28 protein-coding genes are annotated in these 25,234 nt (G+C 62.3%); 18 read left to right on the top strand and 10 right to left on the bottom strand.

All coding sequences use genetic code 11. From position 1 onward, the window contains the following. Nucleotides 1-699, top strand: a complete 699-nt coding sequence (locus PspTeo4_RS19590) for an SPOR domain-containing protein (RefSeq protein WP_322365576.1) — start codon at nt 1-3, stop codon at nt 697-699. A gap of 42 nt (nt 700-741) precedes the next feature. Here the strand turns inward: PspTeo4_RS19590 and PspTeo4_RS19595 are convergent, their stop codons facing one another. After that, nucleotides 742-1,161 (bottom strand): TM2 domain-containing protein, encoded by a 420-nt coding sequence (locus PspTeo4_RS19595; RefSeq protein WP_322365577.1) that lies wholly within the window; start codon nt 1,159-1,161, stop codon nt 742-744. Nucleotides 1,162-1,329: 168 nt separating this feature from the next. On the opposite strand from PspTeo4_RS19595, the gene PspTeo4_RS19600 reads away from it, so the two are divergent. Continuing rightward, nucleotides 1,330-1,956 carry a C40 family peptidase gene (locus PspTeo4_RS19600; RefSeq protein WP_322365579.1) on the top strand — a complete coding sequence of 209 codons (627 nt, stop codon included), beginning with the start codon at nt 1,330-1,332 and terminating at the stop codon, nt 1,954-1,956. Nucleotides 1,957-2,089: 133 nt separating this feature from the next. Here the strand turns inward: PspTeo4_RS19600 and PspTeo4_RS19605 are convergent, their stop codons facing one another. Beyond that, nucleotides 2,090-3,088 carry a PilT/PilU family type 4a pilus ATPase gene (locus tag PspTeo4_RS19605; protein ID WP_322365581.1) on the bottom strand — a complete coding sequence of 333 codons (999 nt, stop codon included), beginning with the start codon at nt 3,086-3,088 and terminating at the stop codon, nt 2,090-2,092. 65 nt (nt 3,089-3,153) lie between these two features. Between PspTeo4_RS19605 and PspTeo4_RS19610 the strand changes: the two genes are divergently transcribed. The 9 genes from PspTeo4_RS19610 to PspTeo4_RS19650 all read left to right on the top strand — a co-directional run bounded on the left by PspTeo4_RS19610 (nt 3,154) and on the right by PspTeo4_RS19650 (nt 9,724). Beyond that, nucleotides 3,154-3,840, top strand: coding sequence for a YggS family pyridoxal phosphate-dependent enzyme (locus PspTeo4_RS19610; RefSeq protein WP_322365583.1), 687 nt, complete (start codon nt 3,154-3,156; stop codon nt 3,838-3,840). A gap of 38 nt (nt 3,841-3,878) precedes the next feature. Continuing rightward, on the top strand, nt 3,879-4,697 hold the full coding sequence (gene proC, locus PspTeo4_RS19615) for a pyrroline-5-carboxylate reductase (protein ID WP_322365585.1): 819 nt from the start codon (nt 3,879-3,881) through the stop codon (nt 4,695-4,697). Between the two features lie 10 nt (nt 4,698-4,707). After that, nucleotides 4,708-5,298: a YggT family protein gene (locus PspTeo4_RS19620; RefSeq protein WP_322365586.1), complete on the top strand. Its 591-nt coding sequence runs from the start codon at nt 4,708-4,710 to the stop codon at nt 5,296-5,298. 89 nt (nt 5,299-5,387) lie between these two features. Then, complete coding sequence (gene metX / locus PspTeo4_RS19625) at nt 5,388-6,527, top strand: homoserine O-succinyltransferase MetX (protein WP_322365587.1); 1,140 nt, start codon at nt 5,388-5,390, stop codon at nt 6,525-6,527. Between the two features lie 7 nt (nt 6,528-6,534). After that, nucleotides 6,535-7,155 carry a methionine biosynthesis protein MetW gene (gene metW / locus PspTeo4_RS19630; protein WP_322365588.1) on the top strand — a complete coding sequence of 207 codons (621 nt, stop codon included), beginning with the start codon at nt 6,535-6,537 and terminating at the stop codon, nt 7,153-7,155. Nucleotides 7,156-7,176: 21 nt separating this feature from the next. Continuing rightward, nucleotides 7,177-7,611 carry a DUF4426 domain-containing protein gene (locus PspTeo4_RS19635; RefSeq protein ID WP_322365589.1) on the top strand — a complete coding sequence of 145 codons (435 nt, stop codon included), beginning with the start codon at nt 7,177-7,179 and terminating at the stop codon, nt 7,609-7,611. Next, a complete protein-coding gene (rdgB, locus tag PspTeo4_RS19640; RefSeq protein WP_322365590.1) occupies nt 7,608-8,204 on the top strand; it encodes an RdgB/HAM1 family non-canonical purine NTP pyrophosphatase in 597 nt (198 codons plus the stop codon). Before PspTeo4_RS19635 ends, rdgB begins: the two co-directional genes overlap by 4 nt. Further along, nucleotides 8,201-9,388, top strand: coding sequence for a radical SAM family heme chaperone HemW (gene hemW, locus PspTeo4_RS19645; RefSeq protein ID WP_322365591.1), 1,188 nt, complete (start codon nt 8,201-8,203; stop codon nt 9,386-9,388). The genes rdgB and hemW overlap by 4 nt, the downstream gene beginning before the upstream one ends. A gap of 9 nt (nt 9,389-9,397) precedes the next feature. Then, nucleotides 9,398-9,724 carry a DUF3392 family protein gene (locus PspTeo4_RS19650; protein ID WP_023378203.1) on the top strand — a complete coding sequence of 109 codons (327 nt, stop codon included), beginning with the start codon at nt 9,398-9,400 and terminating at the stop codon, nt 9,722-9,724. 632 nt (nt 9,725-10,356) lie between these two features. On the opposite strand, the gene trmB is transcribed toward PspTeo4_RS19650, so the two are convergent. The 4 genes from trmB to PspTeo4_RS19670 form a co-directional block, all read right to left on the bottom strand. Next, on the bottom strand, nt 10,357-11,079 hold the full coding sequence (gene trmB / locus PspTeo4_RS19655; RefSeq protein WP_322365592.1) for a tRNA (guanosine(46)-N7)-methyltransferase TrmB: 723 nt from the start codon (nt 11,077-11,079) through the stop codon (nt 10,357-10,359). A gap of 9 nt (nt 11,080-11,088) precedes the next feature. Further along, nucleotides 11,089-11,883, bottom strand: coding sequence for a thiazole synthase (locus PspTeo4_RS19660; protein ID WP_322365593.1), 795 nt, complete (start codon nt 11,881-11,883; stop codon nt 11,089-11,091). Between the two features lie 54 nt (nt 11,884-11,937). After that, nucleotides 11,938-12,138, bottom strand: a complete 201-nt coding sequence (gene thiS, locus PspTeo4_RS19665; protein WP_322365594.1) for a sulfur carrier protein ThiS — start codon at nt 12,136-12,138, stop codon at nt 11,938-11,940. Nucleotides 12,139-12,241: 103 nt separating this feature from the next. Next, on the bottom strand, nt 12,242-12,613 hold the full coding sequence (locus PspTeo4_RS19670; RefSeq protein WP_322365595.1) for a DUF423 domain-containing protein: 372 nt from the start codon (nt 12,611-12,613) through the stop codon (nt 12,242-12,244). Between the two features lie 64 nt (nt 12,614-12,677). Between PspTeo4_RS19670 and mtgA the strand changes: the two genes are divergently transcribed. After that, nucleotides 12,678-13,388, top strand: coding sequence for a monofunctional biosynthetic peptidoglycan transglycosylase (gene mtgA / locus PspTeo4_RS19675; protein ID WP_322365596.1), 711 nt, complete (start codon nt 12,678-12,680; stop codon nt 13,386-13,388). Between the two features lie 153 nt (nt 13,389-13,541). Here mtgA and rpoH read toward each other — a convergent pair whose 3' ends face one another. From rpoH to ftsY, 4 genes are all read right to left on the bottom strand, one after another. Continuing rightward, entirely contained in the window at nt 13,542-14,396 is an 855-nt protein-coding gene (rpoH, locus tag PspTeo4_RS19680) for an RNA polymerase sigma factor RpoH (RefSeq protein ID WP_322365598.1), read from the bottom strand. 111 nt (nt 14,397-14,507) lie between these two features. After that, on the bottom strand, nt 14,508-15,536 hold the full coding sequence (ftsX, locus tag PspTeo4_RS19685) for a permease-like cell division protein FtsX (protein ID WP_322365600.1): 1,029 nt from the start codon (nt 15,534-15,536) through the stop codon (nt 14,508-14,510). Then, nucleotides 15,533-16,204 (bottom strand): cell division ATP-binding protein FtsE, encoded by a 672-nt coding sequence (gene ftsE / locus PspTeo4_RS19690; protein ID WP_023378195.1) that lies wholly within the window; start codon nt 16,202-16,204, stop codon nt 15,533-15,535. The genes ftsX and ftsE overlap by 4 nt, the downstream gene beginning before the upstream one ends. After that, nucleotides 16,201-17,751: a signal recognition particle-docking protein FtsY gene (gene ftsY / locus PspTeo4_RS19695; RefSeq protein WP_322365601.1), complete on the bottom strand. Its 1,551-nt coding sequence runs from the start codon at nt 17,749-17,751 to the stop codon at nt 16,201-16,203. The genes ftsE and ftsY overlap by 4 nt, the downstream gene beginning before the upstream one ends. Nucleotides 17,752-17,982: 231 nt before the next feature. Between ftsY and PspTeo4_RS19700 the strand changes: the two genes are divergently transcribed. The 6 genes from PspTeo4_RS19700 (at nt 17,983) to PspTeo4_RS19725 (ending at nt 25,209) form a co-directional block, all read left to right on the top strand. Next, complete coding sequence (locus PspTeo4_RS19700; RefSeq protein WP_322365603.1) at nt 17,983-19,338, top strand: pitrilysin family protein; 1,356 nt, start codon at nt 17,983-17,985, stop codon at nt 19,336-19,338. Then, nucleotides 19,331-20,815 carry a pitrilysin family protein gene (locus PspTeo4_RS19705; protein ID WP_322365604.1) on the top strand — a complete coding sequence of 495 codons (1,485 nt, stop codon included), beginning with the start codon at nt 19,331-19,333 and terminating at the stop codon, nt 20,813-20,815. Before PspTeo4_RS19700 ends, PspTeo4_RS19705 begins: the two co-directional genes overlap by 8 nt. After that, on the top strand, nt 20,815-21,417 hold the full coding sequence (gene rsmD, locus PspTeo4_RS19710; protein WP_322365605.1) for a 16S rRNA (guanine(966)-N(2))-methyltransferase RsmD: 603 nt from the start codon (nt 20,815-20,817) through the stop codon (nt 21,415-21,417). The genes PspTeo4_RS19705 and rsmD overlap by 1 nt, the downstream gene beginning before the upstream one ends. Before the next feature lie 94 nt (nt 21,418-21,511). Then, complete coding sequence (locus tag PspTeo4_RS19715) at nt 21,512-22,813, top strand: pitrilysin family protein (protein WP_322365606.1); 1,302 nt, start codon at nt 21,512-21,514, stop codon at nt 22,811-22,813. Nucleotides 22,814-22,950: 137 nt separating this feature from the next. Beyond that, nucleotides 22,951-24,156, top strand: coding sequence for a pitrilysin family protein (locus tag PspTeo4_RS19720; RefSeq protein ID WP_322365607.1), 1,206 nt, complete (start codon nt 22,951-22,953; stop codon nt 24,154-24,156). Nucleotides 24,157-24,216: 60 nt separating this feature from the next. Then, nucleotides 24,217-25,209 carry a hydrolase gene (locus PspTeo4_RS19725; RefSeq protein ID WP_322365608.1) on the top strand — a complete coding sequence of 331 codons (993 nt, stop codon included), beginning with the start codon at nt 24,217-24,219 and terminating at the stop codon, nt 25,207-25,209. The last annotated feature ends 25 nt before the right edge of the window (nt 25,210-25,234 follow it).

Raw genomic sequence — 25,234 nt, forward strand, 5'->3', positions numbered from 1 at the left:
TTGGCTGCCAAGAAAAAACCTGCTCCCAAGCGCGGCGCCAGCCGCCAACAGGCGCCGTCCAAACAGCCGATCCCTGGCTGGGTGTGGCTGGCGGTCGGCTTGACCGTAGGCGCCTTCATCGTCTTCCTGATGAAGCTTGAACCAGGTGGCGGCGACATCAAGCGCACCAAACCGGAGCAGCAGAAATCTGAAAAGGTGGCTGAAGCGAGCAAGACCGCGCCGGCCACCCCGCAGCAGCCAGTGAAACCGAAGTACGACTTCTACACGCTGCTGCCAGAGTCCGAGGTCATCGTGCCGCCGGAAGCTGTACCGGAAAAAACACCACCAGTACCGGCCCAGCCAGTGACGCCGGTAACGCCAGCTGAGGCGGCCAAGATCGACACTGCCCGCGCCCAGGCCGCGCTGATGGGTCAAACACCGCCTCCGGCACCGCCAGTGATCAAGCCGGCAGCCACCACCCAGTTCTTCCTGCAGGCTGGCTCGTTCCGCAAGCAAGCCGATGCAGACAAGGTACGGGCGCAGATCATCCTGCTTGGCCAAGCGGTGAAGGTGGAGTCGGGCACGGTCAAGGAAGAGACCTGGTACCGCGTGCTGGTCGGGCCGTTCAGTAACCGTGAACAACTGACGTCGGCGCAAAAGCAGCTGGCAGGCGCTGGCTTCAGCAACCTGCTGCTGCAGCAACGTCAGACCCGCCAGTAACGACAAGGCCTTGCCGCTCAGCGCGACAAGGCCTTTTTTCTGTCAGCGACGCTCGGCGTTGACCTGGGAGATCTGGCTGTTCAGCGTCCAGAAGTCATACAGCACGCCCAGCAGGAACAGCCCGCCGGTGAAAAAGTAGATGATCGCGCTGATCCACTTGCCTTGGTACAGGCGGTGGGCACCGAAGATGCCGAGGAAAGTCAGCAGGATCCAGGCAAGGTTGTAATCTACCCGCCCCGGCTGAAAACGCAGGTCGGCCTCGCGATCCATCGACGGGATCAGGAACAGGTCGATCAGCCAGCCGATCCCCAGCAGTCCCAGGGTGAAGAACCAGATCGTCCCAGTGATCGGCTTACCGTAATAGAAACGGTGCGAGCCGGTGAAGCCGAAAATCCACAGCAGATAGCCAAGCACCTTGCTGTGGGTGTCGTGGGCTGGCGCCCCCTGTTGATAACTGTTCATTCATAGCCCCCGTGGGTTATCCGAAAATTTTCTAAAAGAAAATGTGACTTTTCCGTCGCAGGCCGACGTACGGCAGCATGACAATCGACCAACGGATCAGAAAGTGATCAAAAAGCTGTTATAAAGTTGCGCGCCAACACACATAAAACACTTAAAAGAGCTTCATCTATGCCGCCTTTGTTCAAGACATGGCTGACCCTCTGTCTATTATTACCCCTGGCCGCCCACGCCACCAATCGTGAGCAACGTCTACCCAACGGTTTCACCGGCTATACCACCAATGCCGCCGTGAAACATGCGCCGACAAAGCAGGCGAACCTGCGCGCGCGCCCAACTAACGTCGCCAACGCTCAATACCAGCCGGTTGCAGCGATGTCCCCCAAGCAGAGCAGCAATGTGCTCAGCCGGGCCGTCAATGTGCTGGGCACCCCCTATCGCTGGGGTGGTAGCAGCCCGACCAAGGGCTTCGATTGCAGCGGGCTGGTGAAGTACGCCTTCAACGATGTGGCCGATGTCGACCTGCCGCGCACCTCCAATGCCATGGCTCAAGGCCAGGGCGTCAAGGTGGCAAAAAGTGACCTCAAGCCGGGCGACCTGATCTTCTTCAACATCAAGAGCCGTCGGGTCAACCACGTTGCCATCTACCTGGGCAACGACCGCTTCATCCATGCACCGCGCCGCGGCAAGCGGGTGAGCATCGACACCCTGAGCAAGCCTTACTGGCAGAAACACTACGTTGTTGCCAAGCGGGTGTTGCCGAAGGAACAGCAGCAGCTGGCGCTGGCCAAGCGCTAAGCTCACTGGCGCCATCGCCGGCAAGCCGGCTCCCACATGGACCGCGCTGATCTTGAGATCACTGAAACCTGTGGGAGCCGGCTTGCCGGCGATGAGGCCGGTACAGGCAGATACCAGTAGGTGACAGGGGGCGCTACGACGCGTCGATCACCCCTGCTGCCCGTAAAGTTTCCATCGCCCCCTCCATCGTTCTCATCCCCGCCGCCGCCCCCGACTGCATCACCGACTGCAACTGCGCCATCCGCCCTTCGCGAATCAAGTTGCGCACAGCGGACGTCGCCACCAGCACTTCCCTTGCTGCCACACGGCCACCACCTCTGCGCCTTACCAAAACCTGCGCCATTACCAGGCGCAAGGACTCCGCCAGCATGGCTCTGACCAAGGTTTTCTCCTCGGCAGCGAACACCTCCACCAGTCGGTCGATGCTGCTGATGGCCGAGCGGGTGTGGACGGTCGCCAGCACCAGGTGGCCGGTTTCGGCGGCGCGCAACGCCAGACGAATCGTTTCAAGGTCCCGCAACTCGCCAATCACGATGACATCCGGGTCCTGGCGCAATGCACTGCGCAACCCCTGGGCAAAGTCACGGCAATGGCGCCCGACCTCGCGCTGGTTGACCAGGCTGCGCTGCCGATTGTGGATAACTTCGATAGGGTCTTCGAGGGTGATGATGTGCAACGACCGCTCACGATTGAGCTGATCGACCAGTGCCGCCAGCGTACTGGACTTTCCACTTCCGGTCGGCCCTCCCACCAGGATCAGGCCGTCGACGCATTGCGAAACAGCTCGAAACACTTCTGTGAGGGCAAGTTCTTCGAGTGTCGCAATTCGTTTCGGAATGATCCGAATAGCGGCCCCTGGCCCATTCAACTGGCGAAACAGATTCAAGCGAAAGCGTCCAAGCGACGGCAGGTCCAGCGCCATGTCCAGCTCATCGCCTTGTGTCCACTGACGACATTGCGCTTCGTCGAGCAGATGCGCCAGCCCGTCATGAACCGCCGTCGCCGACAAGGGCGGCAGATCCAGGCGTTGCAGTTCACCATCCAGGCGTATCAGCGGTACGTCACCCGCAGCCAGGTGCAGGTCACAAGCCCCTGCATCCATAGCCCGGGCCAAGAGGTCGGTCACGTCCATGAGACTCCCCAAAGACCATCAAGCAGGTAGAATGCCGCAGACCCATGAGCCGACGGCAGCGATCCATGTCCACCATAGCAGACAACCTTTCCGCCCTCGCCAGCCGCATCGAAAGCGCGGCACGGGCTGCAGGGCGCGACCCGGCCAGCGTCCATCTGCTGGCCGTGAGCAAGACCAAGCCCGCCAGCGCCATCCGCGAGATCCATGCCGCAGGCGTTCGCGATGTCGGCGAAAACTACCTGCAGGAAGCCCTGGCCAAACAGGACGAGCTGCGCGACCTGCCCTTGATCTGGCACTTCATCGGCCCCATTCAGTCGAACAAGACCAAAGCCATCGCCGAGCACTTCGACTGGGTACATTCCGTGGACCGCCTGAAGATCGCCCAACGCCTGTCCGAACAACGGCCTGCCGGGTTGCCGCCGCTGAATATCTGCCTGCAAGTGAACGTCAGCGGCGAAGACAGCAAGTCTGGCTGCGCGCCAGGCGACTTGCCTGCGCTGGCCAAGGCTGTCGCCGCCCTGCCCAACCTGCGTCTACGCGGCTTGATGGCAATTCCCGAGCCGACCGAAGACCGGGCTGCACAGGAGGCCGCTTTTGCCAGCCTGCGCCAGTTGCAGGAAGGTTTGGGCCTTGATTGCGACACTTTGTCCATGGGCATGAGCCACGACCTCGAAGCGGCCATCGCGCAGGGAGCGACCTGGGTGCGTATCGGCACCGCCCTGTTCGGCGCGCGCAACTACGGCCCCGCTTGATTCCATGCTTTACTCACTCTTTCCCTCAAGGACCTGACATGAGCAAGACACGTATTGCCTTCATCGGCGCCGGCAACATGGCCGCCAGCCTGATCGGCGGCCTGCGCGCCCAGGGCCTGGACGCCTCGCAGATCCGCGCCAGCGACCCAGGTGCCGAAACCCGCACCCGCGTCAAAGCCGAGCACGGCATCGAAACCTTCGAAGACAACGCCCAAGCCATCGACGGCGTTGATGTGATCGTCCTGGCGGTAAAGCCACAGGTCATGAAGACCGTTTGCCAAGCCCTGGCCTCCAACCTGAAGGATGGCCAGCTGATCGTCTCGATCGCCGCCGGTATCACCTGCGCCAGCTTGCAAGCCTGGCTTGGTCCGCGCCCAGTTGTGCGCTGCATGCCCAACACACCAGCCCTGCTGCGCCAAGGCGTGAGCGGCCTGTACGCCACCACCGAGGTTTCTGCCGAGCAGCGTCAGCAAGCCGAGCAACTGCTGTCTGCAGTGGGTACCGCCCTGTGGCTCGATGAAGAACAGCAACTGGATGCCGTGACCGCGGTCTCCGGCAGTGGCCCGGCGTACTTCTTCCTGCTGATCGAGGCCATGACCGCAGCGGGCGAAAAACTCGGCCTGCCCCGTGAAACCGCCTCGCAATTGACCCTGCAGACCGCACTGGGCGCTGCGCACATGGCTGTTGCCAGCGATGTCGACGCCGCCGAGCTGCGCCGCCGTGTCACCTCGCCAGCCGGCACCACCGAAGCGGCCATCAAGTCGTTCCAGGCCAACGGCTTCGAAGCCATTGTGGAACAGGCGCTGGAAGCTGCGGCAAAACGCTCCGCCGAGCTGGCCGAACAATTGGGCAAATAAGGAGTTCTTGATGAATGCACTGTCCGGTGCCTTGATTTTCGTAGTGCAAACCCTGGTCAGCCTGTACCTGGTGATCGTCCTGCTGCGCTTCGTACTGCAACTGGTCAAGGCCAACTTCTACAACCCGCTGTGCCAGTTCGCTGTGCGCGCCACGCAGCCACTGCTCAAGCCGATTCGCCGCATCATCCCGAGCGTCGGCGGGCTGGACACCTCGTCACTGTTGCTGTCGGTGGTCATTCAGGCGTTGCTGATGGGCTTCGTGCTGATGGTCACCTACGGCACCTTCGGCGACATCCTGCACCTGCTGATGTGGGCGATCATTGGCATCACTTCGCTGTTCCTGAAGATTTTCTGGGTCGCGATGATCGTCATGGTGATCGTCTCGTGGGTTGCGCCGAACAGCCACAACCCTGCCGCCGAGCTGGCCTACCAGATCAGCGAGCCGGTACTGGCGCCGTTCCGCCGCATCGTGCCTAACCTGGGCGGCATGGACATTTCGCCGATCTTCGCTTTCATTGCGATCCAGGTGCTGCAGTCGTTCGTCATGCCTCCGCTGGCGGCCTACGCCGGCATGCCACAGGAACTGTGGCGGATGATCTGACCCTGCGTAATACCCAGCGGCAAGCCTTTGCTTGCCGCTGGGGGTAGCGCTCTTTAGACTTACGCCTCCGTCAAGCGTGAGCAGGGTCGATGTCCACTGTCCTTCCCGAAGATTCCGTCGGTCTGGTAACACCGCAAATTGCCCGGTTCGATGAACCGCTGGCCCTGGCCTGTGGCCGCTCGCTGGCCAGCTACGAGCTGGTTTACGAGACCTATGGCACCCTGAATGCCAGCGCGAGCAATGCCGTGCTGATCTGCCATGCGTTGTCCGGCCATCACCATGCCGCTGGCTACCATGCCCCCACCGACCGCAAGCCGGGCTGGTGGGACAGCTGCATCGGCCCCGGCAAGCCGATCGACACCAATCGCTTCTTCGTGGTCAGCCTGAACAACCTGGGTGGCTGCAACGGCAGTACCGGCCCCAGCAGCATCAACCCAGCCAGTGGCAAGCCCTATGGCGCCGACTTCCCGGTATTGACCGTGGTGGACTGGGTGCACAGCCAGGCGCGCCTGGCCGATCGCCTGGGCATCCAGCAATGGGCCGCAGTAGTGGGCGGCAGCCTGGGCGGCATGCAGGCCTTGCAGTGGACCATGACCTACCCCGACCGCGTGCGCCACTGTGTAGACATCGCGTCTGCACCCAAACTGTCGGCGCAGAACATCGCCTTCAACGAAGTGGCACGCCAGGCCATCCTCACCGACCCCGAATTCCACGGCGGCTCGTTCCAGGATCAAGGCGTTATCCCCAAGCGCGGCCTGATGCTGGCCCGCATGGTCGGCCATATCACTTACCTGTCGGATGACTCGATGGGTGAGAAATTCGGCCGTGAGCTCAAGAGCGACAAGCTCAACTACGACTTCCACAGCGTCGAGTTCCAGGTCGAAAGCTACCTGCGCTACCAGGGCGAAGAGTTCTCCGGCCGCTTCGACGCCAACACCTATCTGCTGATGACCAAGGCACTGGACTACTTCGACCCGGCTGCAGCCCACGGCGGCGACCTGGCGGCGACCCTGGCTCACGTCAAGGCAGACTATTGCATCATGTCGTTCACCACCGACTGGCGCTTCTCGCCGGCCCGCTCGCGAGAGATCGTCGACGCCCTGATGGCCGCACGCAAGAACGTCTGTTACCTGGATATCGACTCACCTTACGGGCACGATGCCTTCCTGATCCCGACACCTCGGTACATTCAGGGCTTCTCGAACTACATGAACCGCATCGCCATCTGAGGACAGCATGAGAGCCGATCTGGAAATCATCCACGACTGGATCCCCGCCGGCAGCCGGGTACTCGACCTGGGCTGCGGCAATGGCGAGTTGCTGGCCTCGCTGCGTGATCGCAAGCAGGTCACCGGCTACGGCCTGGAGATCGACGCCGACAACATCGCCGCCTGCGTGGCCAAAGGTGTCAACGTCATCGAGCAGGACCTGGACAAAGGCCTGGGCAACTTCGCCAGCAACAGCTTCGACGTGGTCATCATGACCCAGGCCCTGCAGGCGGTGGAGTACCCCGACCGCATCCTGGACGAGATGCTGCGCGTCGGCCGCCATTGCATCATCACCTTCCCCAACTTCGGCCACTGGCGCTGCCGTTGGTACCTGGCGACCAAAGGCCGCATGCCGGTATCGGACTTCATGCCGTATACCTGGTACAACACACCGAACATCCACTTCTGCACCTTCGCCGACTTCGAACAGCTGTGCCACGAGCGCCACGCCAAGGTGCTCGACCGCCTGGCGGTCGACCATTTGCACCGTAACGGGTGGGGCGGGCGGCTTTGGCCTAATCTTCTAGGTGAAATCGGCATTTATCGCGTCAGCAGCCCTGGCCTGCAGGAGCACCAGCTCGCGGTCTGACGCCCAGCGGAGGAATGCACCATGCGTCGCCTAGCCCTGTTCCTGATCAGCCTGTGCCTGGCCCTGCCGGTACTGGCTGCCGATGCCGCCAAGCCCGAGCGCAAGGAAGTCTTCGGCGATGTGACGGTCCACTACAGCGCCTTCACCTCGAGCATGCTGCAACCGGACATCGCCGCCGCCACGGGGCTTACTCGCAGCAAGAACCAGGGCGTGCTGAACATTGCCGTGCTCAAGGCCAGCAAGCCTGCCATGGCGGTGGTCAGCGGCACGGTGAAAGACCTGACCGGGCGCAGTAACCCGTTGTCGTTCAAACAGATCACTGACCAGGGTGCGGTGTACTACATCGCCCAGTTCAAGATCGAACAGGCAGAAACCCTGACGTTCGACGTGAATGTCGAAACTGGCGGCGTCAGCCATAAACTCAGCTTCAATCAGGAAGTATTCCCAGGCGAATGATGAATTTCCAGCAACTCGTATTGGCCAGCCACAACGCCGGCAAGCTCAAGGAACTCCAGGCCATGCTCGGAGCATCCGTCCAACTGCGCTCGATTGGCGAGTTCAGCCAGGTAGAACCCGAAGAAACCGGCCTGTCGTTCGTCGAAAACGCCATCCTCAAGGCACGTAACGCAGCGCGTATCTCCGGCCTGCCGGCCCTGGCCGACGACTCCGGCCTGGCCGTGGACTTCCTCGGCGGTGCGCCGGGCATCTACTCGGCGCGCTATGCCGACGGCAAGGGTGACGCGGCAAACAATGCCAAGCTGCTCGAAGCCCTGAAAGATGTCCCCCAGGACCAGCGCGGCGCCCAGTTCGTCTGCGTGCTGGCCTTGGTGCGCCATGCCGACGACCCACTGCCGATCCTGTGTGAAGGCCTGTGGCACGGGCAGATCCTGTTCGAGGCCAGTGGCGAACACGGCTTCGGCTACGACCCGCTGTTCTGGGTGCCGGAGCGCAGCTGTTCGAGCGCCGACCTTCCACCTGTCGAGAAGAACCAGCTTAGCCACCGCGCCCGCGCCATGGCCCTGCTGCGTCAACGTCTGGGCCTGGCATGACCGATAAGCTGTCCACCCGACCGCACCTGCCAGGTGCGGCGGGTTTCGCCGTGCTGCCGCCCCTGGCGTTGTACATCCATATCCCGTGGTGCGTGCGCAAGTGCCCCTACTGCGACTTCAACTCCCACGCCGCCGGGCCTGAATTGCCGGAAGATGCCTACGTCGACGCGCTGCTGACCGATCTCGACCAGGAGTTGGTGGCGGTACAAGGCCGCCCGATCAGCTCGATCTTCTTCGGCGGCGGCACCCCGAGCCTGTTCAGCGCCAACGCCCTCGGCCGCCTGCTGCGAGGTGTCGAGCAGCGTATTCCGTTCGCGGCGGATATCGAAATCACCCTGGAGGCCAACCCGGGTACTTTCGAGCAGGAGAAGTTCAAAGCCTACCGACAGACCGGAATCAACCGCCTGTCCATTGGCGTGCAAAGCTTCCAGCCGGCCAAGCTCGAAGCGTTGGGCCGCATCCACAATGGCGATGAAGCGATCCGTGCTGCCGGCATGGCACGCGCTGCCGGCTTCGACAACTTCAACATGGACCTGATGCACGGCCTGCCCGACCAGTCGCTGGAAGACGCGCTGGGCGACCTGCGCCAGGCCATCGACCTGGGGCCGACGCATCTGTCCTGGTACCAGTTGACCGTCGAGCCGAACACCGTGTTCTGGAACCAGCCGCCCGAGCTGCCGGAGGACGATATCCTCTGGGACATCCAGGAAGCGGGCCAGGCTCTGATGGCCGAGCACGGCTTCGCCCAGTACGAAGTGTCCGCCTACGCCCAGCCGGGTCGACCGGCCAGGCACAACCTCAATTACTGGCGCTTCGGCGACTTCATCGGCATTGGCGCCGGCGCCCATGGCAAGCTGACCTTCGCCGACGGGCGCATCCTGCGCACCTGGAAAACCCGGCTACCCAAGGACTACCTGAACCTGGCCAAGCCGTTCAAGGCTGGCGAGAAGCTGCTGCCTGCCGATGAGCTACCGTTCGAGTTCCTGATGAACGCTCTGCGCCTGACCCAGGGTGTTGAAGCTGAGCTGTTCACCCAGCGAACCGGCCTGCCGCTGGAACAGCTGGCCGAGGCGCGCCGCGCCGCCGAACAAAAGGGCCTTTTGCAGGTCGAACCGGATCGACTGGTGGCCACGCCACGGGGCCAGCTGTTCCTCAATGACCTGCTGCAGTATTTCTTGACCTAAGGATGACCCATGGATCTGGTACTTGATCTGCTGGCGACGGTTTCCCGTTGGAGCCGTAGCAACCTGTCGGAGATTTCCCTGGCCCTGGTGGGCTGCCTGCTGGTGCTGTTCGGCACCGATATCAAAGGCTGGGTGGAGCAACGCCTGGGCGGTCTGGCTGGCGCACTGCGCGTGCCGTTCATGGCCTTGCTGGTGATGATTGGCAGCGGTGCGGCGCTGATCTATGCGACGCCGTGGGTGGTGAAGGGGCTTGGGCAGTTCAACAACTATGCGCTGGCACCCGTGCTGCTGGTGGTGCTGGTGTTGATTGGCGTGGTGGCTGATCGCCGCGGGTAAGGACTGCTAAAAGCTGCCCCGGGAAACCAGGGCAGCCCTACCACCTGACTAGCCCTTACTGGGCATCGTCGAAGTGATCACGCATGAAGTCCCGTACGGTCTTGAGCACAGTCAAGATCCGGATGAGCTTCCAGACGCGGCTCAGCGCATCAAGCAAATGCTTCATATGCCTTGGCCTCCGTGTTGGCGGGCCAATCTTCCAGCATCTAACCGGTACTTCGATGCCTTCGAAAACCATGTGGAGGGTTCTCAGTGAAGTGGCCAGGTCAATGGCCCTTCGAAAATCACTCACCGGCACGGTTCTCAGGCCATGTCGAAGGGGCCGGAAAGCAGAATTCATCTACAACCCGGCCCATCACTGAATTGATCCACACAGGAGCAGCGCGATAATACTTGGAATATCCACTCAGGGCTGTTAACCGCTCTGACACACTTAATGCTGGATATTTCCAACATTGACGCCCCCATTCGGGCTGCCTATGATCGATTTCGTGTGGAGGGTTTTCAGTGAAGTTCCGAAGCGAAGGATACTCAGTCCTATCACTTCAATAAAAAAACCGCCCTTCTCAGGGCGGTTTTTTTGCGCCTGCATTTCTGCAGGCATCAGTGCATCGAATGGCTAAAACAGCCGATCAATCCACCTTCTCGAACTTCAGATCCCACACCCCATGCCCCAAGCGCTCACCACGGCGCTCGAACTTGGTGATCGGACGTTCTTCCGGACGCGGGACATAAGCACCATCGGCCGCCTGGTTGCGATAACCCGGTGCCGCGCTCATCACTTCCAGCATGTACTCGGCATACGGCTCCCAGTCGGTGGCCATGTGGAACACGCCGCCCGGCTTCAGTTTGCGTCGAACCAGCTCGGCAAACTCCAGCTGCACGATACGGCGCTTGTGGTGGCGCGCCTTGTGCCATGGGTCAGGGAAGAACAGCATCAGGCGGTCGAGGCTGTTGTCGGCCACGCAGCGGTTGAGCACTTCGATGGCGTCGCAGTCATACACCCGCAGGTTCTTCAGGCCCTGGGTCAGCACGCCGTTGAGCAGCGCGCCAACGCCCGGACGGTGCACTTCGACACCGATGAAGTCCAGCTCCGGCGCGGCAGCAGCCATTTCCAGCAGGGAATGGCCCATGCCGAAGCCGATTTCCAGAGTACGCGGCGCCGAACGGCCAAACACCTGGTCGTAGTCCACCGGGCTGTCAGCCAGCGGCAGGATGAACTGCGGGCCACCCTGGTCGAGGCCTCGTTGCTGGCCTTCGGTCATGCGCCCGGCACGCATCACGAAACTCTTGATGCGGCGGTGGGGGCGCGCTTCGCCGTCAGCGGTGCTCGGCGTATCTTGCGATTCAGTCATCAGGGGCTCTTACTTGATCAGACCATCCAGCGGCGAGGATGCGCTGGCATAGAGTTTCTTCGGCATGCGCCCGGCGAGGTAAGCCATGCGGCCCGCGACAATGGCATGCTTCATGGCTTCAGCCATCAGCACCGGTTGCTGGGCGTGGGCGATGGCCGAGTTCATCAGCACCGCTTCGCAACCCATTTCCATGGCGATGGTGGCGTCGGAGGCGGTACCCACGCCGGCATCGACCAGCACTGGCACCTTGGACTCTTCCAGGATGATCTGCAGGTTGTAAGGGTTGCAGATACCCAGGCCAGTGCCGATCAGACCAGCCAGCGGCATCACCGCGATGCAACCGGCTTCAGCCAGTTGACGGGCGATGATCGGGTCGTCGCTGGTGTAGACCATCACGTCAAAACCGTCCTTGACCAACACTTCGGCGGCCTTGAGGGTTTCGATCACGTTCGGGAACAGGGTCTTCTGGTCTGCCAGCACTTCCAGCTTGACCAGGTTGTGGCCATCCAGCAGCTCTCGGGCCAGGCGGCAGGTGCGCACAGCTTCGACCGCGTCGTAGCAGCCAGCGGTGTTCGGCAGGATGGTGTAGCGGTCCGGTGGCAGCACGTCGAGCAGGTTCGGTTCGCCCGGGTTCTGGCCGATGTTGGTGCGGCGCACGGCGACAGTGACGATCTCGGCACCCGAAGCCTCGATGGCCAGACGGGTTTCTTCCATGTCACGGTACTTGCCGGTACCGACCAGCAGGCGCGACTCAAACGTGCGCCCGGCCAGGGTGAAAGGCTTGTCGCTACGAACGTTGCTCATCGTTGTTCCTCGGGAAAAGGTTGCGGGACTTGCAGGTGAATTGCCAAACCGGGCTTAGCCACCACCGATGGCGTGGACCACTTCAACCTGGTCGCCGTCATTGAGCAGCGTGGTGTCGTGCAGGCTACGCGGCACGATATCCAGGTTCAGTTCCACCGCGACCCGGCGCCCGGCCAGTTCCAGGCGGGTCAGCAGGGCCGCGACGCTCTCGCCAGCGGGCAATTCGTAAGGTTCACCGTTCAGTTGAATGCGCATGCGCACGGCCACCATTGTGCTTTGGGGGCACGCATTCTAGCGCTGATCGGCGCTTCAACCCAAGGCCGGCGGACACCATTAGTCGTGAGAGTGGACCGTTTGGTCAGCCCAACCGCCAGGCTGCCAGGCCCAGGCACAGCCAACCGGCGAGGAAGCACAGGCCGCCGATTGGGGTGATCATGCCCAATTTGCCCAATCCGCTCAGAGTCAGCACATACAGGCTGCCGGAGAACAACAGGATACCCACCGCGAACAGACCGCCCGCCCAACCCACCAGGCGCCCAGGCAGATGCGCCGAGAGCACGGCAACACCGAAGATCGCCAGTGCATGCACCAACTGGTAAGTGACGCCAGTCTGGAAGATGGCCAGGTAGTCGGCCGTCAGGCGGCTTTTAAGACCGTGCGCGGCGAATGCGCCCAGGGCGACACCGGTAAAACCGAAAAAGGCAGCGAGCATCAGGAAGCTGCGAAGCATGGGACGACTCCTTGTATCGGGTCTGTATAATGGCCCGTTCCACCGGTCCGGCCAAGCTATCACCATGCTGTCATCCTACCTTCGCCGCTTCGCCCGCGCCCTGCTCTGGTTCGCTGCCGGCAGTGTCGTGCTGGTGCTGGTGTTCCGCTGGGTGCCGCCGCCGGGCACCGCGCTGATGGTCGAGCGCAAGGTCGAGTCCTGGTTCAACGGCGACCCCATCGACCTGCAGCGCGACTGGGAGCCTTGGGAGAACATCTCCGATGAGCTGAAAGTCGCGGTCATTGCCGGCGAAGACCAGAAGTTCGCCAGCCACTGGGGCTTCGACATTCCCGCCATCCAGGCAGCTTTGGCCTACAACGAGCGGGGCGGCAGCATTCGCGGAGCGAGCACCCTGACACAGCAAGTGGCGAAGAACCTGTTCCTGTGGTCCGGCCGCAGTTGGCTACGCAAAGGGCTGGAGGCCTGGTTCACGGCACTGATCGAGCTGTTCTGGTCGAAGGAGCGGATTCTGGAGGTTTACCTGAACAGCGCCGAATGGGGCAAAGGCGTGTTCGGTGCCCAGGCGGCGGCGCGCTACCACTTTGGCGTGGACGCCAAGCGCCTGAGTCGCCAGCAGGCCGCGCAGCTGGCGGCTGTGCTGCCAAGCCCGATCAAATGGAGTGCCAGCCGGCCGAGCGCCTATGTGGCCAGCCGGGCGGGGTGGATCAGACGGCAGATGAGCCAGTTGGGTGGGCCTAGCTACCTGATGCAGCTGGATGCTTCGCGCAAACTCTAATCGCCCTATCGCCGGCAAGCCGGCTCCCACACTGGGAGCTGCGCGGTACCTGTGGGAGCCGGCTTGCCGGCGATAGGGCCATCAGAGCCTGCACAAATAAAAAAGCCGCTCAGCCCATTCGGGCCAGCGGCTTTTCAATACAACCAAGCTTGATCAGATGGTGATCAACGCCTTGACCTTGTTCATCGCGTTCTTCTCCAACTGGCGAATACGCTCGGCCGACACACTGTACTTGTCCGCCAGCTCATGCAAGGTCGCTTTCTCCTCGGCCAGCCAACGCTGGTAGAGAATGTCGCGGCTACGTTCGTCCAGGCCTTGCAGTGCTTCGTGCAGGTTGCTGGTGGAGTTGTCGCTCCAGTCGGCATCCTCCAGCTGCACAGCCGGGTCGTAACGGTGGTCTTCCAGATAATGCGCAGGCGACTGGAAGGCACTGTCATCGTCGGCCTCGGCGGCCGGGTCAAAGGCCATGTCCTGGCCACTCAGGCGGCTTTCCATCTCACGCACTTCGCGCGGCTCGACACCCAGGCTTTCAGCTACACGATGGACTTCATCGTTGTTCAGCCACGCCAGACGCTTCTTCTGGCTGCGCAGGTTGAAGAACAGCTTGCGCTGGGCCTTGGTGGTCGCCACCTTGACGATGCGCCAGTTGCGCAGAATGAATTCGTGGATCTCTGCCTTGATCCAGTGCACTGCGAACGACACCAGGCGCACGCCCATTTCCGGGTTGAAGCGCTTGACCGCCTTCATCAGGCCGACATTGCCTTCCTGGATAAGGTCGGCCTGGGCCAGACCGTAGCCGGCGTAGCTACGGGCGATGTGTACGACGAAACGCAGGTGGGCCATCACCATTTGCCGAGCGGCCTCGAGATCCTGCTCATAGTAGAGACGCTCGGCCAGATCACGCTCCTGCTCGACAGTCAGCAGCGGAATGCTGTTGACCGTGTGCACGTAGGCCTCCAGGTTTGCACCAGGAACCAGGGCATAGGCAGGTTGCAACGATGTGGTCATTCAAGAACCTCCGACTTTCAAAACTCGCGCCTTGTGAGCGCTGCCAACATTGACCCGGAACGACGGTACAAGTTCCAAAATGAAAAAAATGTCAATGCTGGCACGAAAAAACTATCGTGGCGCTAGCTCGTTCAAATGGCGAGCCACCGCAATCCATGCACCGATATACCCCAACAGTACCGCACCAATCAAGAGCGACAGACCATCGGAAGCCGGTACGCCAGCCAGGGCGAAATCACTGCCATACAGCCCGGAGAGCCCTACCACGGCCTCGTTCAGCCAGTTCAGGCCAAACGCCAGGATACCCCAGGCAAACAGCCCCGCGCCCAGTCCATACAAGGCTCCCATGTAGAGGAAAGGCCTGCGTACATAGCTGTCGGTGCCGCCCACCAGCTTGATCACTTCGATCTCGATCCGGCGGTTTTCAATATGTAGACGAATTGTGTTACCGATTACTAACAGCAGTGCGGAAATCAACATGACCGCCAGGCCGAAGACGAACCGGTCACCCAGCTTGAGGATTGCCGCCAGGCGCTCGACCCACACCAGGTCAAGCTGCGCCACTTCGACCCGAGGCAGTTCCGACAGGCGCTGGCGCAGCGCCTCCAGCGCGGGCTTGTCGACCTCGGTCGGCGTCACCACCACAACACCAGGGAGCGGGTTGTCGGGCAGTTCGCGCAAGGCCTCGCCCAGCCCGGACTGCTGCTGGAATTCCTCCAACGCTTGCTCCCGGCTGACATATTGGGCATCTGCGACCCCTGGCATGCCTTTGATATCGTCCCGCAGGGCTTCCCCGGCCTTACCGCCAGCGTCCAGCTTGAGGTACAGCGAAATCTGCGCGGCACGCTGCCAGGAACCACCCAGTACTTCGACGTTCTTCAGCAGCAACGACAAGCCCATGGGCATGCTCAGCGCCACGGCCATGACCAGGCAGGTGAAGAAGCTGCCGATCGGCTGTTTGCCCAAACGGCGCAGGCTGTCCGCCAGGCTGGCGCGGTGGCTTTCCAGCCAGGCGTGCAGCAGGGTGCGGAAATCCGGGCCGTCGTCGTCGTTTTCGCCGCGTTTTTTCTTCTCCGGCGCAGGGTCGGCGGCCTTGGGCGCGACGCGCTCGGACACCTTTGGTGTACGTGTAGTGCTCATTGCCCGGCCTCCCCATCGCCGATCAATCGACCGCGCTGCAGGGTCAGCATGCGGTGGCGCATGCGCGCGATCAGTGCCAGGTCGTGACTGGCGATCAAAACCGTGGTGCCCAGACGGTTGATGTCCTCGAACACCCCCATGATTTCCGCCGCCAGGCGTGGGTCGAGGTTACCGGTGGGTTCGTCGGCCAGCAGCAGGGCCGGCTGATGGACGATAGCGCGGGCGATACCCACCCGCTGTTGCTGGCCGGTGGACAGGTCGGCCGGGAACAGCTCGCCCTTGTCGGTCAGCGACACACGCTCCAACGCCGAATCCACGCGCTTGGCGATTTCGGCCTTGGACAGCCCGAGAATCTGCAGCGGCAAAGCGATGTTGTTGAACACCGTGCGATCGAACAGCAACTGGTGGTTCTGGAACACCACGCCGATCTGCCGGCGCAGGAACGGGATCTGCGAATTGCTGATCTGCCCCAGGTCCTGCCCTGCCAGCATCAGCTTGCCGCTGGTCGGACGCTCCATGGCCAGCAGCAGGCGCAACAAGGTGCTCTTGCCGGCACCCGAGTGGCCCGTGACGAACAGGAATTCGCCCCGGCGCGCCCGGAAACTCAGCTCATGCAAGCCGACATGGCCATTGGGGTAGCGCTTGGCAACCTGTTCGAATCGGATCATGGGTGCTCTCGCTCGGCGAACAAGGCTTTGACGAAGGGTTCAGCTTCAAAGGTGCGCAGGTCGTCAATGCCTTCACCGACACCAATGAAGCGGATCGGAATGTTGAACTGCTTGGCCAGGGCGAAAATCACCCCACCTTTGGCAGTGCCGTCCAGCTTGGTCAGGGCCAGGCCGGTCAGTTCGACACTCTGGTTGAAGTACTTGGCCTGGCTGATGGCGTTCTGCCCAGTACCGGCATCGAGCACCAGCAGCACCTCGTGGGGCGCCTCGGCGTCGAGCTTGCCAATTACCCGACGGACCTTCTTCAGCTCTTCCATCAGGTTGTCCTTGGTGTGCAGACGCCCGGCGGTATCGGCGATCAGCACGTCAACGCCACGGGCCTTGGCGGCCTGAACGGCGTCGAAGATCACCGAAGCGGAGTCGGCACCGGTGTGCTGGGCGATCACCGGGATCTGGTTGCGCTCGCCCCACACCTGCAACTGCTCCACCGCAGCGGCACGGAAGGTATCGCCAGCGGCCAGCATGACTTTCTTGCCTTCGAGCTGCAGCTTCTTGGCCAGTTTGCCGATGGTGGTGGTCTTGCCAGCGCCGTTAACGCCAACCACCAGGATCACGTAGGGCTTGTTCTGGGCTTGGACCTTCAGCGGCTGCTCGACTGGACGCAGCAAGGCCGCCAATTCTTCCTGCAACGACTTGTACAGTGCGTCGGCGTCGGCCAGCTGCTTGCGGGCAACCTTCTGGGTGAGGTTCTGGACGATGGTCGAGGTGGCCTCGACGCCCACGTCGGCGGTCAGCAGACGCGTCTCGATTTCGTCGAGAAGATCGTCGTCGATGGCCTTCTTGCCCAGGAACAGGCTGGCCATGCCTTCGCCGATGCTGGCACTGGTCTTGGACAGGCCCTGCTTGAGGCGGGCGAAGAAGCCGGGCTTGGACTGTTCAGCGACGACCGGGGTCAGCTCGGGCTCGACGGGCGCCGACACGACGGCGGCGACCGGGGCCGGTTCAGGCTCGACAGGCGTCGGCACGGCAACAGCAACCGGGGCAGGCGCCAAGACCGGGACCACAGGCTCAACGGGTTCTGGAGCGGGGCGTGCCGGGATGGCGGGTGGAGCCTTGGGTTCGAGATCCGGCACCAGGGCCACAGGCTCCTCGGCAACCGGCAGCACCAGGTTGCTGACCGGCGCAGCGTGCTCGATCTCCGGCGCGGCCTCGACCGGCACCGCTTGCAGCGGCATGGAGGCGATCGGCTCAGGCGCCGTGGCTTGCAAAGGTTGGGAGGCTACCGGCTCCGGCTGCGGGGCTTGCAGCGGCTGGGAAGCCACGGGTTCGGGCGCGGGTGCTTCGACCACTGGCAAAACCGGCTCGACCGGAGCGACCGATGGCTGCTCGACGGCGGGCTGCGGCGCTACCGGTTCGGCGGCCTGCGGCTCAGGAGACTGTGGCTGTTCGGCGACAGGTTGCTGCGGCTTCTTGCGAAACCAGCTGAACAGGCCTTTTTTCTCGCCAGCCTCGGCCGGCGCTTTTTTGTCGTCGTTGGAACCAAACATGGAAGACGGCTATCTCAGGGTAGCGATGGGCCAGCACTTGGCGCATCGGGAATTCTTTAAACGCAGAACAGACTATTTTGAATCCGGCTGGTTCATGCGCAATGTTTTGTCGTAGGTCCTGTGGGCCAGAACGGCGACAGGCATGGTCGCCAGGCAACCGGATCAGTATCCTAGCACCTCCTGGCCTGCTGGCGCTAAACCCAGCGGGCCGCCGAACAGGTTAAACACCGTATGAATGCTCTAGCCCGCCGCGCCGCTGGCCTGTTGCTCGGCACACTCTGTCTGCCGCTCGCGGCCCTTGCCGCCGATGTGCAACCCACCCACGAGTTCATTCTCGACAACGGCCTGAAAGTGGTCGTGCGCGAGGACCACCGCGCCCCAGTGGTGGTCTCACAGATCTGGTACAAGGTTGGCTCGAGCTACGAGACACCGGGCCAGACCGGACTGTCCCATGCCCTTGAGCACATGATGTTCAAAGGCAGCGCCAAGATCGGCCCCGGCGAAGCCTCACGCATTCTGCGCGACCTCGGCGCCGAGGAAAACGCATTCACCAGCGACGATTACACGGCTTATTACCAGGTCCTTGCCCGCGACCGCCTGCCGGTGGCCATGGAGTTGGAGGCCGACCGTCTGGCCAGCCTGCGCCTGCCCGCCGACGAATTTGCCCGCGAAATCGAGGTGATCAAGGAAGAACGCCGCCTGCGCACCGACGACCAGCCCAGCTCGAAGGCGTTCGAGCTGTTCCGCGCGATGGCCTATCCGGCCAGTGGCTACCACACCCCGACCATCGGCTGGATGGCCGACCTTGAGCGCATGAAGGTCGAAGAGCTGCGCCATTGGTACGAATCCTGGTACGCCCCGAACAATGCCACCCTGGTCGTGGTGGGGGATGTCACCGCCGATGAGGTCAAAGGCCTTGCGCAGAAGTACTTCGGCGGCATTCCCAAACGCAACGTGCCGCCGGCCAAACTGCCGCTGGAGCTGGCCGAACCGGGCCAGCGCCAGCTGACCCTGCACGTACGCACCCAATTGCCGAGCCTGATCTACGGGTTCAATGTGCCTGGACTGGCAACTGCCAAGGAACCGCGCACCGTACATGCCCTGCGCCTGATCTCGGCCCTGCTCGACGGCGGCTACAGCGCACGCATGCCTGCACGTCTGGAACGGGGCCAGGAGTTGGTTGCTGGCGCATCCTCCAGCTACAACGCCTTCACCCGTGGCGACAGCCTGTTCCTGATCTCAGCCACACCGAACGTGCAAAAGCAAAAAACGCTCGAAGAGGTGGAAAAAGGTATCTGGCAGTTGCTTGAAGAACTCAAGACCACGCCTCCCAGCGCCGAGGAGCTGGAGCGCGTGCGTGCCCAGGTCATCGCCGGCCTGGTCTACGACCGCGACTCCATCAGCAGCCAGGCCACTACCATTGGCCAGCTGGAAACGGTCGGCTTGTCCTGGAAGCTGATCGACAGCGAACTGGACGAGCTCAAGCGCGTGACCCCTCAAGACGTGCAGAACGCCGCGCGCACCTATTTCACCCGTGAACGCCTGAGCGTTGCCCACGTACTGCCTGAGGAGTCCGCTCATGAGTGATCGCAGCGCACCACGCTACACCCTGATCGGTACGGGCATCATTGCATTGGTGGTGGCAGTGGCCGCCGTCCTGGCGCGCCCGGCCCAGTCCGAGGCAGAGACTCCCGCTGCCCGCCCTGCCAACACCCTGCAGTCGCTGGCTGAGCTGGACGGCAAAGCACCGAGCCGACGCCAGCTGAACATCCAGAACTGGACCACCGCCGAAGGCGCCCGCGTGCTCTTCGTCGAGGCGCGCGAACTGCCGATGTTCGATCTGCGCGTGACCTTCGCCGCTGGCAGCAGCCAGGATGGAAACACCCCTGGCCTGGCCGCCCTGACCAACGCCATGCTCAACGAAGGCGTGGCCGGCAAGGACGTGACCGCCATCGCCGAAGGTTTCGAGGGGCTGGGTGCGGATTTTGGCAACGGTTCGTACCGCGACATGGCAGTTGCGTCGCTGCGCAGCCTCAGTGTGAAGGACAAGCGAGACCCCGCGCTCAAGCTTTTCGCCGAAGTGACGGGCAAACCGACCTTCCCGGAAGATGCGCTCAAGCGCATCAAGAACCAGCTGCTGGCCGGCTTCGAGTACGAAAAGCAGAACCCCGGCAAGATTGCCGGCAAAGCCCTGTTCGCCAAGCTCTACGGCGACCACCCTTACGCCCACCCCAGCGATGGCACCGCAGAGAGCGTGCCAGGCATTACGCTGGAGCAGTTGCGCGAGTTCCATACCAAGGCCTACGCTGCTGGTAACGCGGTCATTGCGCTAGTGGGCGACCTAAGCCGCAGCGAAGCTGAAAGCATCGCCGCCCAGGTTTCGGCCGCCCTGCCCAAAGGCCCTGCGCTGGCGAAACCAGCTGAACCCGCTGAGCCCAAGGCCGGCCTGACGCACATTGACTTCCCGTCCAAGCAGACCCACCTGATGCTGGCCGAACTGGGCATCGACCGCCAGGACCCAGACTGGGCAGCCCTGTCGCTGGGCAACCAGATTCTCGGCGGTGGTGCCTTTGGCACCCGGCTGATGAGCGAAGTGCGGGAAAAACGCGGCCTGACCTACGGCGTCTACTCGGTGTTCAGCCCGATGCAGGTACGTGGACCGTTCATGATCAACCTGCAGACCCGTGCCGAGCTCAGCGAAGGCACGCTCAAGCTGGTGCAGGACATCCTTGCCGAATACCTGAAAGAAGGCCCGACCCAGCAGGAGCTGGACGACGCCAAACGTGAACTGGCCGGTAGCTTCCCGCTGTCCAACGCCAGCAATGCGAGCATCGTCGGCCAACTGGGCGCGATCGGCTTCTATAATTTGCCGCTTACCTGGCTGGAAGACTTCATGCAACAGTCCCAGTCACTTACGGTCGAGCAGGTAAAAGCGGCCATGAACAAGCACCTGTCTGCCGATAAACTGGTGATTGTCACCACTGGCCCGAAAGTGCCTCAGAAACCGCTGCCTGCCCCCACTGAAAAACCCGCCGACCAACCGCTCGGCGTACCGGAGCACTAATGCCAAGATCCACCCCGCCCGCCCGTACCAATCAGGGCCAGAGCAAGGGCCAGGGCCACCTGCGCATCATCGCTGGCGAGTGGCGCAGCCGCCGCCTGGCGGTGCCTGAAGGCGATGGCCTACGGCCAACCACCGACCGCGTCCGCGAGACCCTGTTCAACTGGCTGGCGCCCTACATCGAGGGTGCCTGGGTACTGGATGCCTTCACCGGCAGTGGCGCCCTGGTACTGGAGGCTTTGTCCCGCGGTGCCCAGGACGCCGTGGCGCTGGACAGCAACCCGGCCGCCATCGCCAACCTGAAGAACAACCTCGAGATCCTGCGCTGCCCACGCGGGCAAATTCTGCAGACCGATGCCCTGCGCTACCTGCAAGGCCCGGTAAAGCAGCAGTTCGATGTGGTGTTCCTCGACCCGCCGTTCCATCAGGACTTGCTGGCCAACGCCTGCAACCTGCTGGAGCAAGGCCAGTGGCTGCGGGAAAACGCCTGGATCTACACCGAAAGCGAAGCCGCGCCCTCCACCCTGCAGATGCCTGGCAACTGGCGCCTGCACCGTGAGAAAAAGACAGGCCAGGTGCATTACGCACTCTGGCAACGGGGCTGAAGCCCCCGGCCCAAGGTCGTAAATAAGTAACGCTGACGGTCCGTCACACTCAACGAAGCTGCTCCTGTTCACTGACAACAGGAGCAACTCGACCATGGCTTCACTGATACAACCTACCGCTGCCAGCGCACCTGCGCTGCAGCACTTCACCCTGGACAACGGGCTGGCGGTCTACCTGCGTGAAGACCACCGCGCGCCGTTGGCCAGCGCACAATTGTGGTACCACGTAGGTGCCAGCTACGAACCACCAGGTCACTCCGGGCTGTCTCACCTTCTGGAACATTTGATGTTCGAGGGCAGCAGCAAACTTGAGCCTGGCGAGTACTCGACACTGATCACCCGGATCGGAGGCGAGCCGAACGCCGCCACTACACAAGACGCCACCTACTTCCCTGTCACGCTGCCAAGCAACCGCCTGGAAGTCGCCCTCGAGGCAATGGCCGATGCCATGGCCAGCGCTTCGTTCGAGCAAACAGCGTTTGACCGGGAGATCGAAGTCGTCCGCGCGGAACGTCGTAGCCATGTCGACAACAACGCCCTTGCGCTTGCCATGGAGCGCGCCAACTCACTGGCCATGGGCACCAGTGCATACGCGACCCCCGTCATTGGTACGACGCAAGACCTGGCTGACATGACAGCAGCGGCCGTACGCACCTGGTACCAAAGCTGGTATCACCCCAACAACGCATCGTTGGTGGTGGTCGGTGATGTCACCTTGGGCCGGCTGCGCGAGTGGGTCGAGCGCCATTTCGGCGCGATACCCGCCAACCGACTGCCTGACCGCGATACCCCTCGGCAAAGCACCCCACTTCAGCAGCGTACGCAAACCGTCACACTGCCACACCTGCGTGAAGGGCTGATCATGAACTTCAATGTGCCAAGCCTGGCGACCGCAAGCACCGAACAGGAAGCGTACGCCTTGCGTCTGATCCCGGCGATTCTGACCGAGGGCAGCAGCTCACGCCTGTCCAGGCGCCTGCTGCGTGAACAAGAAGTGTTGCATGCAAAAAGGTCGCAGTACCTGCATCACCTGCGCGGCGACAGCCTGCTGACCTTCTATTTCTTCAATAACCCGCTCAAGGCGACTCCCGAGCAGGCAATGGAGCATGTTTGGGCCGAAATCGACCAACTCAGGCAATCGCCACCTTCGGACCAGGAGCTCACCCGTGCCAAAGCCCGCTTGCTGGCAGGCCAGGTGTTCAGTCGCGACGACCTCGGCGAGCAGGCCTTCGCCATCGGCCAACAAGCCGCCAGCGGCGTTGATCCCCACCAGCTCGACCGGGAAGCGCAGTCCCTGCAAAGCGTCACAGCCGAAGCCGTGCGGGATGCCGCCCATCGTTACCTGACCCGCGAACGACTGACCGTCACCTACATGACCGAGGGAAAACGCCCATGAGCGACATGACTGCAACGGCACTGAAATCGGCCCAAGGGTTGGACTTGAGCCAGATTGACGACATTCAGGCAACGGTTGAAGCATGGCGAACCCCGCGTGGCACGCAGGTACGCTTCGTCAGGCGCCCTGAACTGCCCATGCTGGACCTGGTGCTGCAATTCAAGGCAGGTACATCGCTGGATAGCGACACTTCGGGTGTCGCGGCCCTGACGCTGCATATGCTCGATAAAGGCACCACGCGTATGGATGCCGCACAGTTCAGCGAGCAGATCGAAGGGCTCGGTACGCAGATTGGTACGGAAATTCGGCTGGAACACTCCAGCGTGACAATGCGCAGCCTTACCGCGCCGGAACTGCTGACCCCAGCAATCGAACTGTTAACCGACATGGTGGCACAGCCTGCCTTCGACCCTGGGCAACTGGCCAGAATGAAGCGCCAACTGCAGCCTTACCAGCAAGGGCGCTATACCTTGCCTCAGCTGCGCACCCGGGTGGAGGTTCACCAGCACCTGTTTGCGGGGCACCCCTACGGCACTGCGCTGGGTACGACACCCGAAGGCATCGAGGCCGCCACGGTCGGGCAACTGCGGGCATTTCATGAGCGCGCCTACAGCGCCAACAACCTTCAAATCGCGATGGTCGGCGACCTGACGCGTGAGCAAGCCGAAGCCATGGTCGAACGCATCACGCAGGCATTGCCACAACACTGGGCCGCAGCAGCGTTGCCACCTGTTCCACAAACAGCCGGCAAGAAGATCCACGTCTCGCTACCTGGCGCCAGCAATGCAATGGTGCTGGCGGTGCCAATCGACGTACAACCTGGCGACCCTGACTTCCCAGCGCTGGTGCTGGCCAGTGAAGTCCTGGGTTCCGGGCTGGACTCGCGGCTCATGCGCGAGCTCAGGGCAAAGCGAGGACTGACGTACGGAGCAAGCACGCGGCTCTCCCCTCACGAAGCGGGCGGGTTGTTGTACATCGAGTGGGAAATCGAATCCGCCTACATCGACGCATCGCAGACGCTCGTTGCAGAATTGCTGGAACAGTTTATCGCCGAGGGGCCCACCCAAGCGGAACTGGACCTCGCGCGGCAACAATTGGCTGGCGATCTTCTGCGCAAAGTGGCGCGTAACCGGTTTTTGGCAGCGTTGATGGCGAAAGCGGCTCAGCAAGGTTTGCCCGCCGACCACATCAACAACTACCTGCACCAACTCCTGGCAGTAACCCCTGACGGCGTTCGCACAGTGCTGCAAAGCCGGCTGGACGTTGCACGCAAGGTGTTGGTCAGCGTTGGCCCCGCAGCAGAACAGCAACCCTTGCCATATCTCCCCTCCACCGACCAATAGCGCAGGTACAGTGGCGGTGTTTCATGGCAATCTAGGCAGGCACATCATGAGTTGCCCAGCATGCCCAGCCTCACCGCCACCTTCCGCCCGGCCGCCGGCCTGTCCAACCCTCACTTGCAGACCTTGTGGGGTCCACTCTGGCGCAGGCAGCCCGAGCTTGAACGTGATCGTGAGCGGCTGTGGCTGGCCGATGGCGACTTCATCGATCTCGACTGGCATGGCCCGCATCAACCGGACTCACCATTGGTGCTGGTACTGCATGGATTGACCGGCTCCTCCCACTCGCCCTATGTCAAAGGGTTGCAACGCGCCCTGCTAGGCCGTGGCTGGGCCAGCGTGGCCGCAAACTGGCGAGGCTGCTCGGGCGAGCCCAACCTGTTGCCCCGCAGCTACCACTCAGGTGCCAGTGAAGATCTCGCCGAAATCGTTGCCCACCTGCGTGCCCAACGCCCGTTGGCACCGTTGTATGCAGTCGGCTATTCGCTGGGTGGAAATGTATTGCTCAAATACTTGGGCGAAAGCGGCACTGAAAGTGGCCTGGAGGCAGCGGTAGCGGTGTCTGTGCCGTTTCGCCTGGACCAATGCGCCGACCGCATCGGCCAAGGGTTCTCGAAGGTCTACCAAGCCCATTTCATGAAAGAAATGCTTGCCTATGTGCTGCACAAGCAACGGCACTTTCGCGAACATGGGCACGACGAAGGCTTGGCGGCGCTCGAGCGGCTGGGGCCGCTACGCAACCTGCGTACGTTCTGGGACTTCGACGGCAGGGTGACGGCGCCACTAAATGGCTTCAGGGACGCGCAGGATTACTACCGGCGCTCATCGAGCCGCTACTTCCTGGGCGCCAACCGGACACCGACGCTGATCATCCACTCCACCGATGACCCATTCGTGTTCGGCCACAGCTTGCCAGGCATGGATGAGTTGGCGCCACAGACGCACTTTGAACTGCACAACCGTGGCGGGCATGTAGGGTTCGTCGACGGCAGCCTACGCAACCCGGGTTATTACCTGGAGCGCCGGATTCCGCAGTGGTTGGTGGAGGGCCTGTAGGAGCCGGCTTGCCGGCGATAGGGCC

The sequence above is a fragment of the Pseudomonas sp. Teo4 genome (genome assembly GCF_034387475.1).
GTDB lineage: Bacteria > Pseudomonadota > Gammaproteobacteria > Pseudomonadales > Pseudomonadaceae > Aquipseudomonas.

Coding starts and splice junctions, on each gene's coding strand:
- rsmD (WP_322365605.1), top strand. CDS start 20,815: ATGCCAAGATCCACCCCGCCCGCCCGTACCAATCAGGGCCAGAGCAAG.
- trmB (WP_322365592.1), bottom strand. CDS start 11,079: ATGACTGAATCGCAAGATACGCCGAGCACCGCTGACGGCGAAGCGCGC.
- ftsE (WP_023378195.1), bottom strand. CDS start 16,204: ATGATCCGATTCGAACAGGTTGCCAAGCGCTACCCCAATGGCCATGTC.
- metW (WP_322365588.1), top strand. CDS start 6,535: ATGAGAGCCGATCTGGAAATCATCCACGACTGGATCCCCGCCGGCAGC.
- mtgA (WP_322365596.1), top strand. CDS start 12,678: ATGCTGTCATCCTACCTTCGCCGCTTCGCCCGCGCCCTGCTCTGGTTC.
- PspTeo4_RS19610 (WP_322365583.1), top strand. CDS start 3,154: ATGTCCACCATAGCAGACAACCTTTCCGCCCTCGCCAGCCGCATCGAA.
- ftsX (WP_322365600.1), bottom strand. CDS start 15,536: ATGAGCACTACACGTACACCAAAGGTGTCCGAGCGCGTCGCGCCCAAG.
- PspTeo4_RS19650 (WP_023378203.1), top strand. CDS start 9,398: ATGGATCTGGTACTTGATCTGCTGGCGACGGTTTCCCGTTGGAGCCGT.
- proC (WP_322365585.1), top strand. CDS start 3,879: ATGAGCAAGACACGTATTGCCTTCATCGGCGCCGGCAACATGGCCGCC.
- ftsY (WP_322365601.1), bottom strand. CDS start 17,751: ATGTTTGGTTCCAACGACGACAAAAAAGCGCCGGCCGAGGCTGGCGAG.
- thiS (WP_322365594.1), bottom strand. CDS start 12,138: ATGCGCATTCAACTGAACGGTGAACCTTACGAATTGCCCGCTGGCGAG.
- rpoH (WP_322365598.1), bottom strand. CDS start 14,396: ATGACCACATCGTTGCAACCTGCCTATGCCCTGGTTCCTGGTGCAAAC.
- hemW (WP_322365591.1), top strand. CDS start 8,201: ATGACCGATAAGCTGTCCACCCGACCGCACCTGCCAGGTGCGGCGGGT.
- PspTeo4_RS19700 (WP_322365603.1), top strand. CDS start 17,983: ATGAATGCTCTAGCCCGCCGCGCCGCTGGCCTGTTGCTCGGCACACTC.
- PspTeo4_RS19605 (WP_322365581.1), bottom strand. CDS start 3,088: ATGGACGTGACCGACCTCTTGGCCCGGGCTATGGATGCAGGGGCTTGT.
- PspTeo4_RS19705 (WP_322365604.1), top strand. CDS start 19,331: ATGAGTGATCGCAGCGCACCACGCTACACCCTGATCGGTACGGGCATC.
- PspTeo4_RS19720 (WP_322365607.1), top strand. CDS start 22,951: ATGCTGGACCTGGTGCTGCAATTCAAGGCAGGTACATCGCTGGATAGC.
- PspTeo4_RS19635 (WP_322365589.1), top strand. CDS start 7,177: ATGCGTCGCCTAGCCCTGTTCCTGATCAGCCTGTGCCTGGCCCTGCCG.
- rdgB (WP_322365590.1), top strand. CDS start 7,608: ATGATGAATTTCCAGCAACTCGTATTGGCCAGCCACAACGCCGGCAAG.
- PspTeo4_RS19600 (WP_322365579.1), top strand. CDS start 1,330: ATGCCGCCTTTGTTCAAGACATGGCTGACCCTCTGTCTATTATTACCC.
- PspTeo4_RS19660 (WP_322365593.1), bottom strand. CDS start 11,883: ATGAGCAACGTTCGTAGCGACAAGCCTTTCACCCTGGCCGGGCGCACG.
- PspTeo4_RS19670 (WP_322365595.1), bottom strand. CDS start 12,613: ATGCTTCGCAGCTTCCTGATGCTCGCTGCCTTTTTCGGTTTTACCGGT.
- PspTeo4_RS19595 (WP_322365577.1), bottom strand. CDS start 1,161: ATGAACAGTTATCAACAGGGGGCGCCAGCCCACGACACCCACAGCAAG.
- metX (WP_322365587.1), top strand. CDS start 5,388: ATGTCCACTGTCCTTCCCGAAGATTCCGTCGGTCTGGTAACACCGCAA.
- PspTeo4_RS19725 (WP_322365608.1), top strand. CDS start 24,217: ATGCCCAGCCTCACCGCCACCTTCCGCCCGGCCGCCGGCCTGTCCAAC.
- PspTeo4_RS19715 (WP_322365606.1), top strand. CDS start 21,512: ATGGCTTCACTGATACAACCTACCGCTGCCAGCGCACCTGCGCTGCAG.
- PspTeo4_RS19620 (WP_322365586.1), top strand. CDS start 4,708: ATGAATGCACTGTCCGGTGCCTTGATTTTCGTAGTGCAAACCCTGGTC.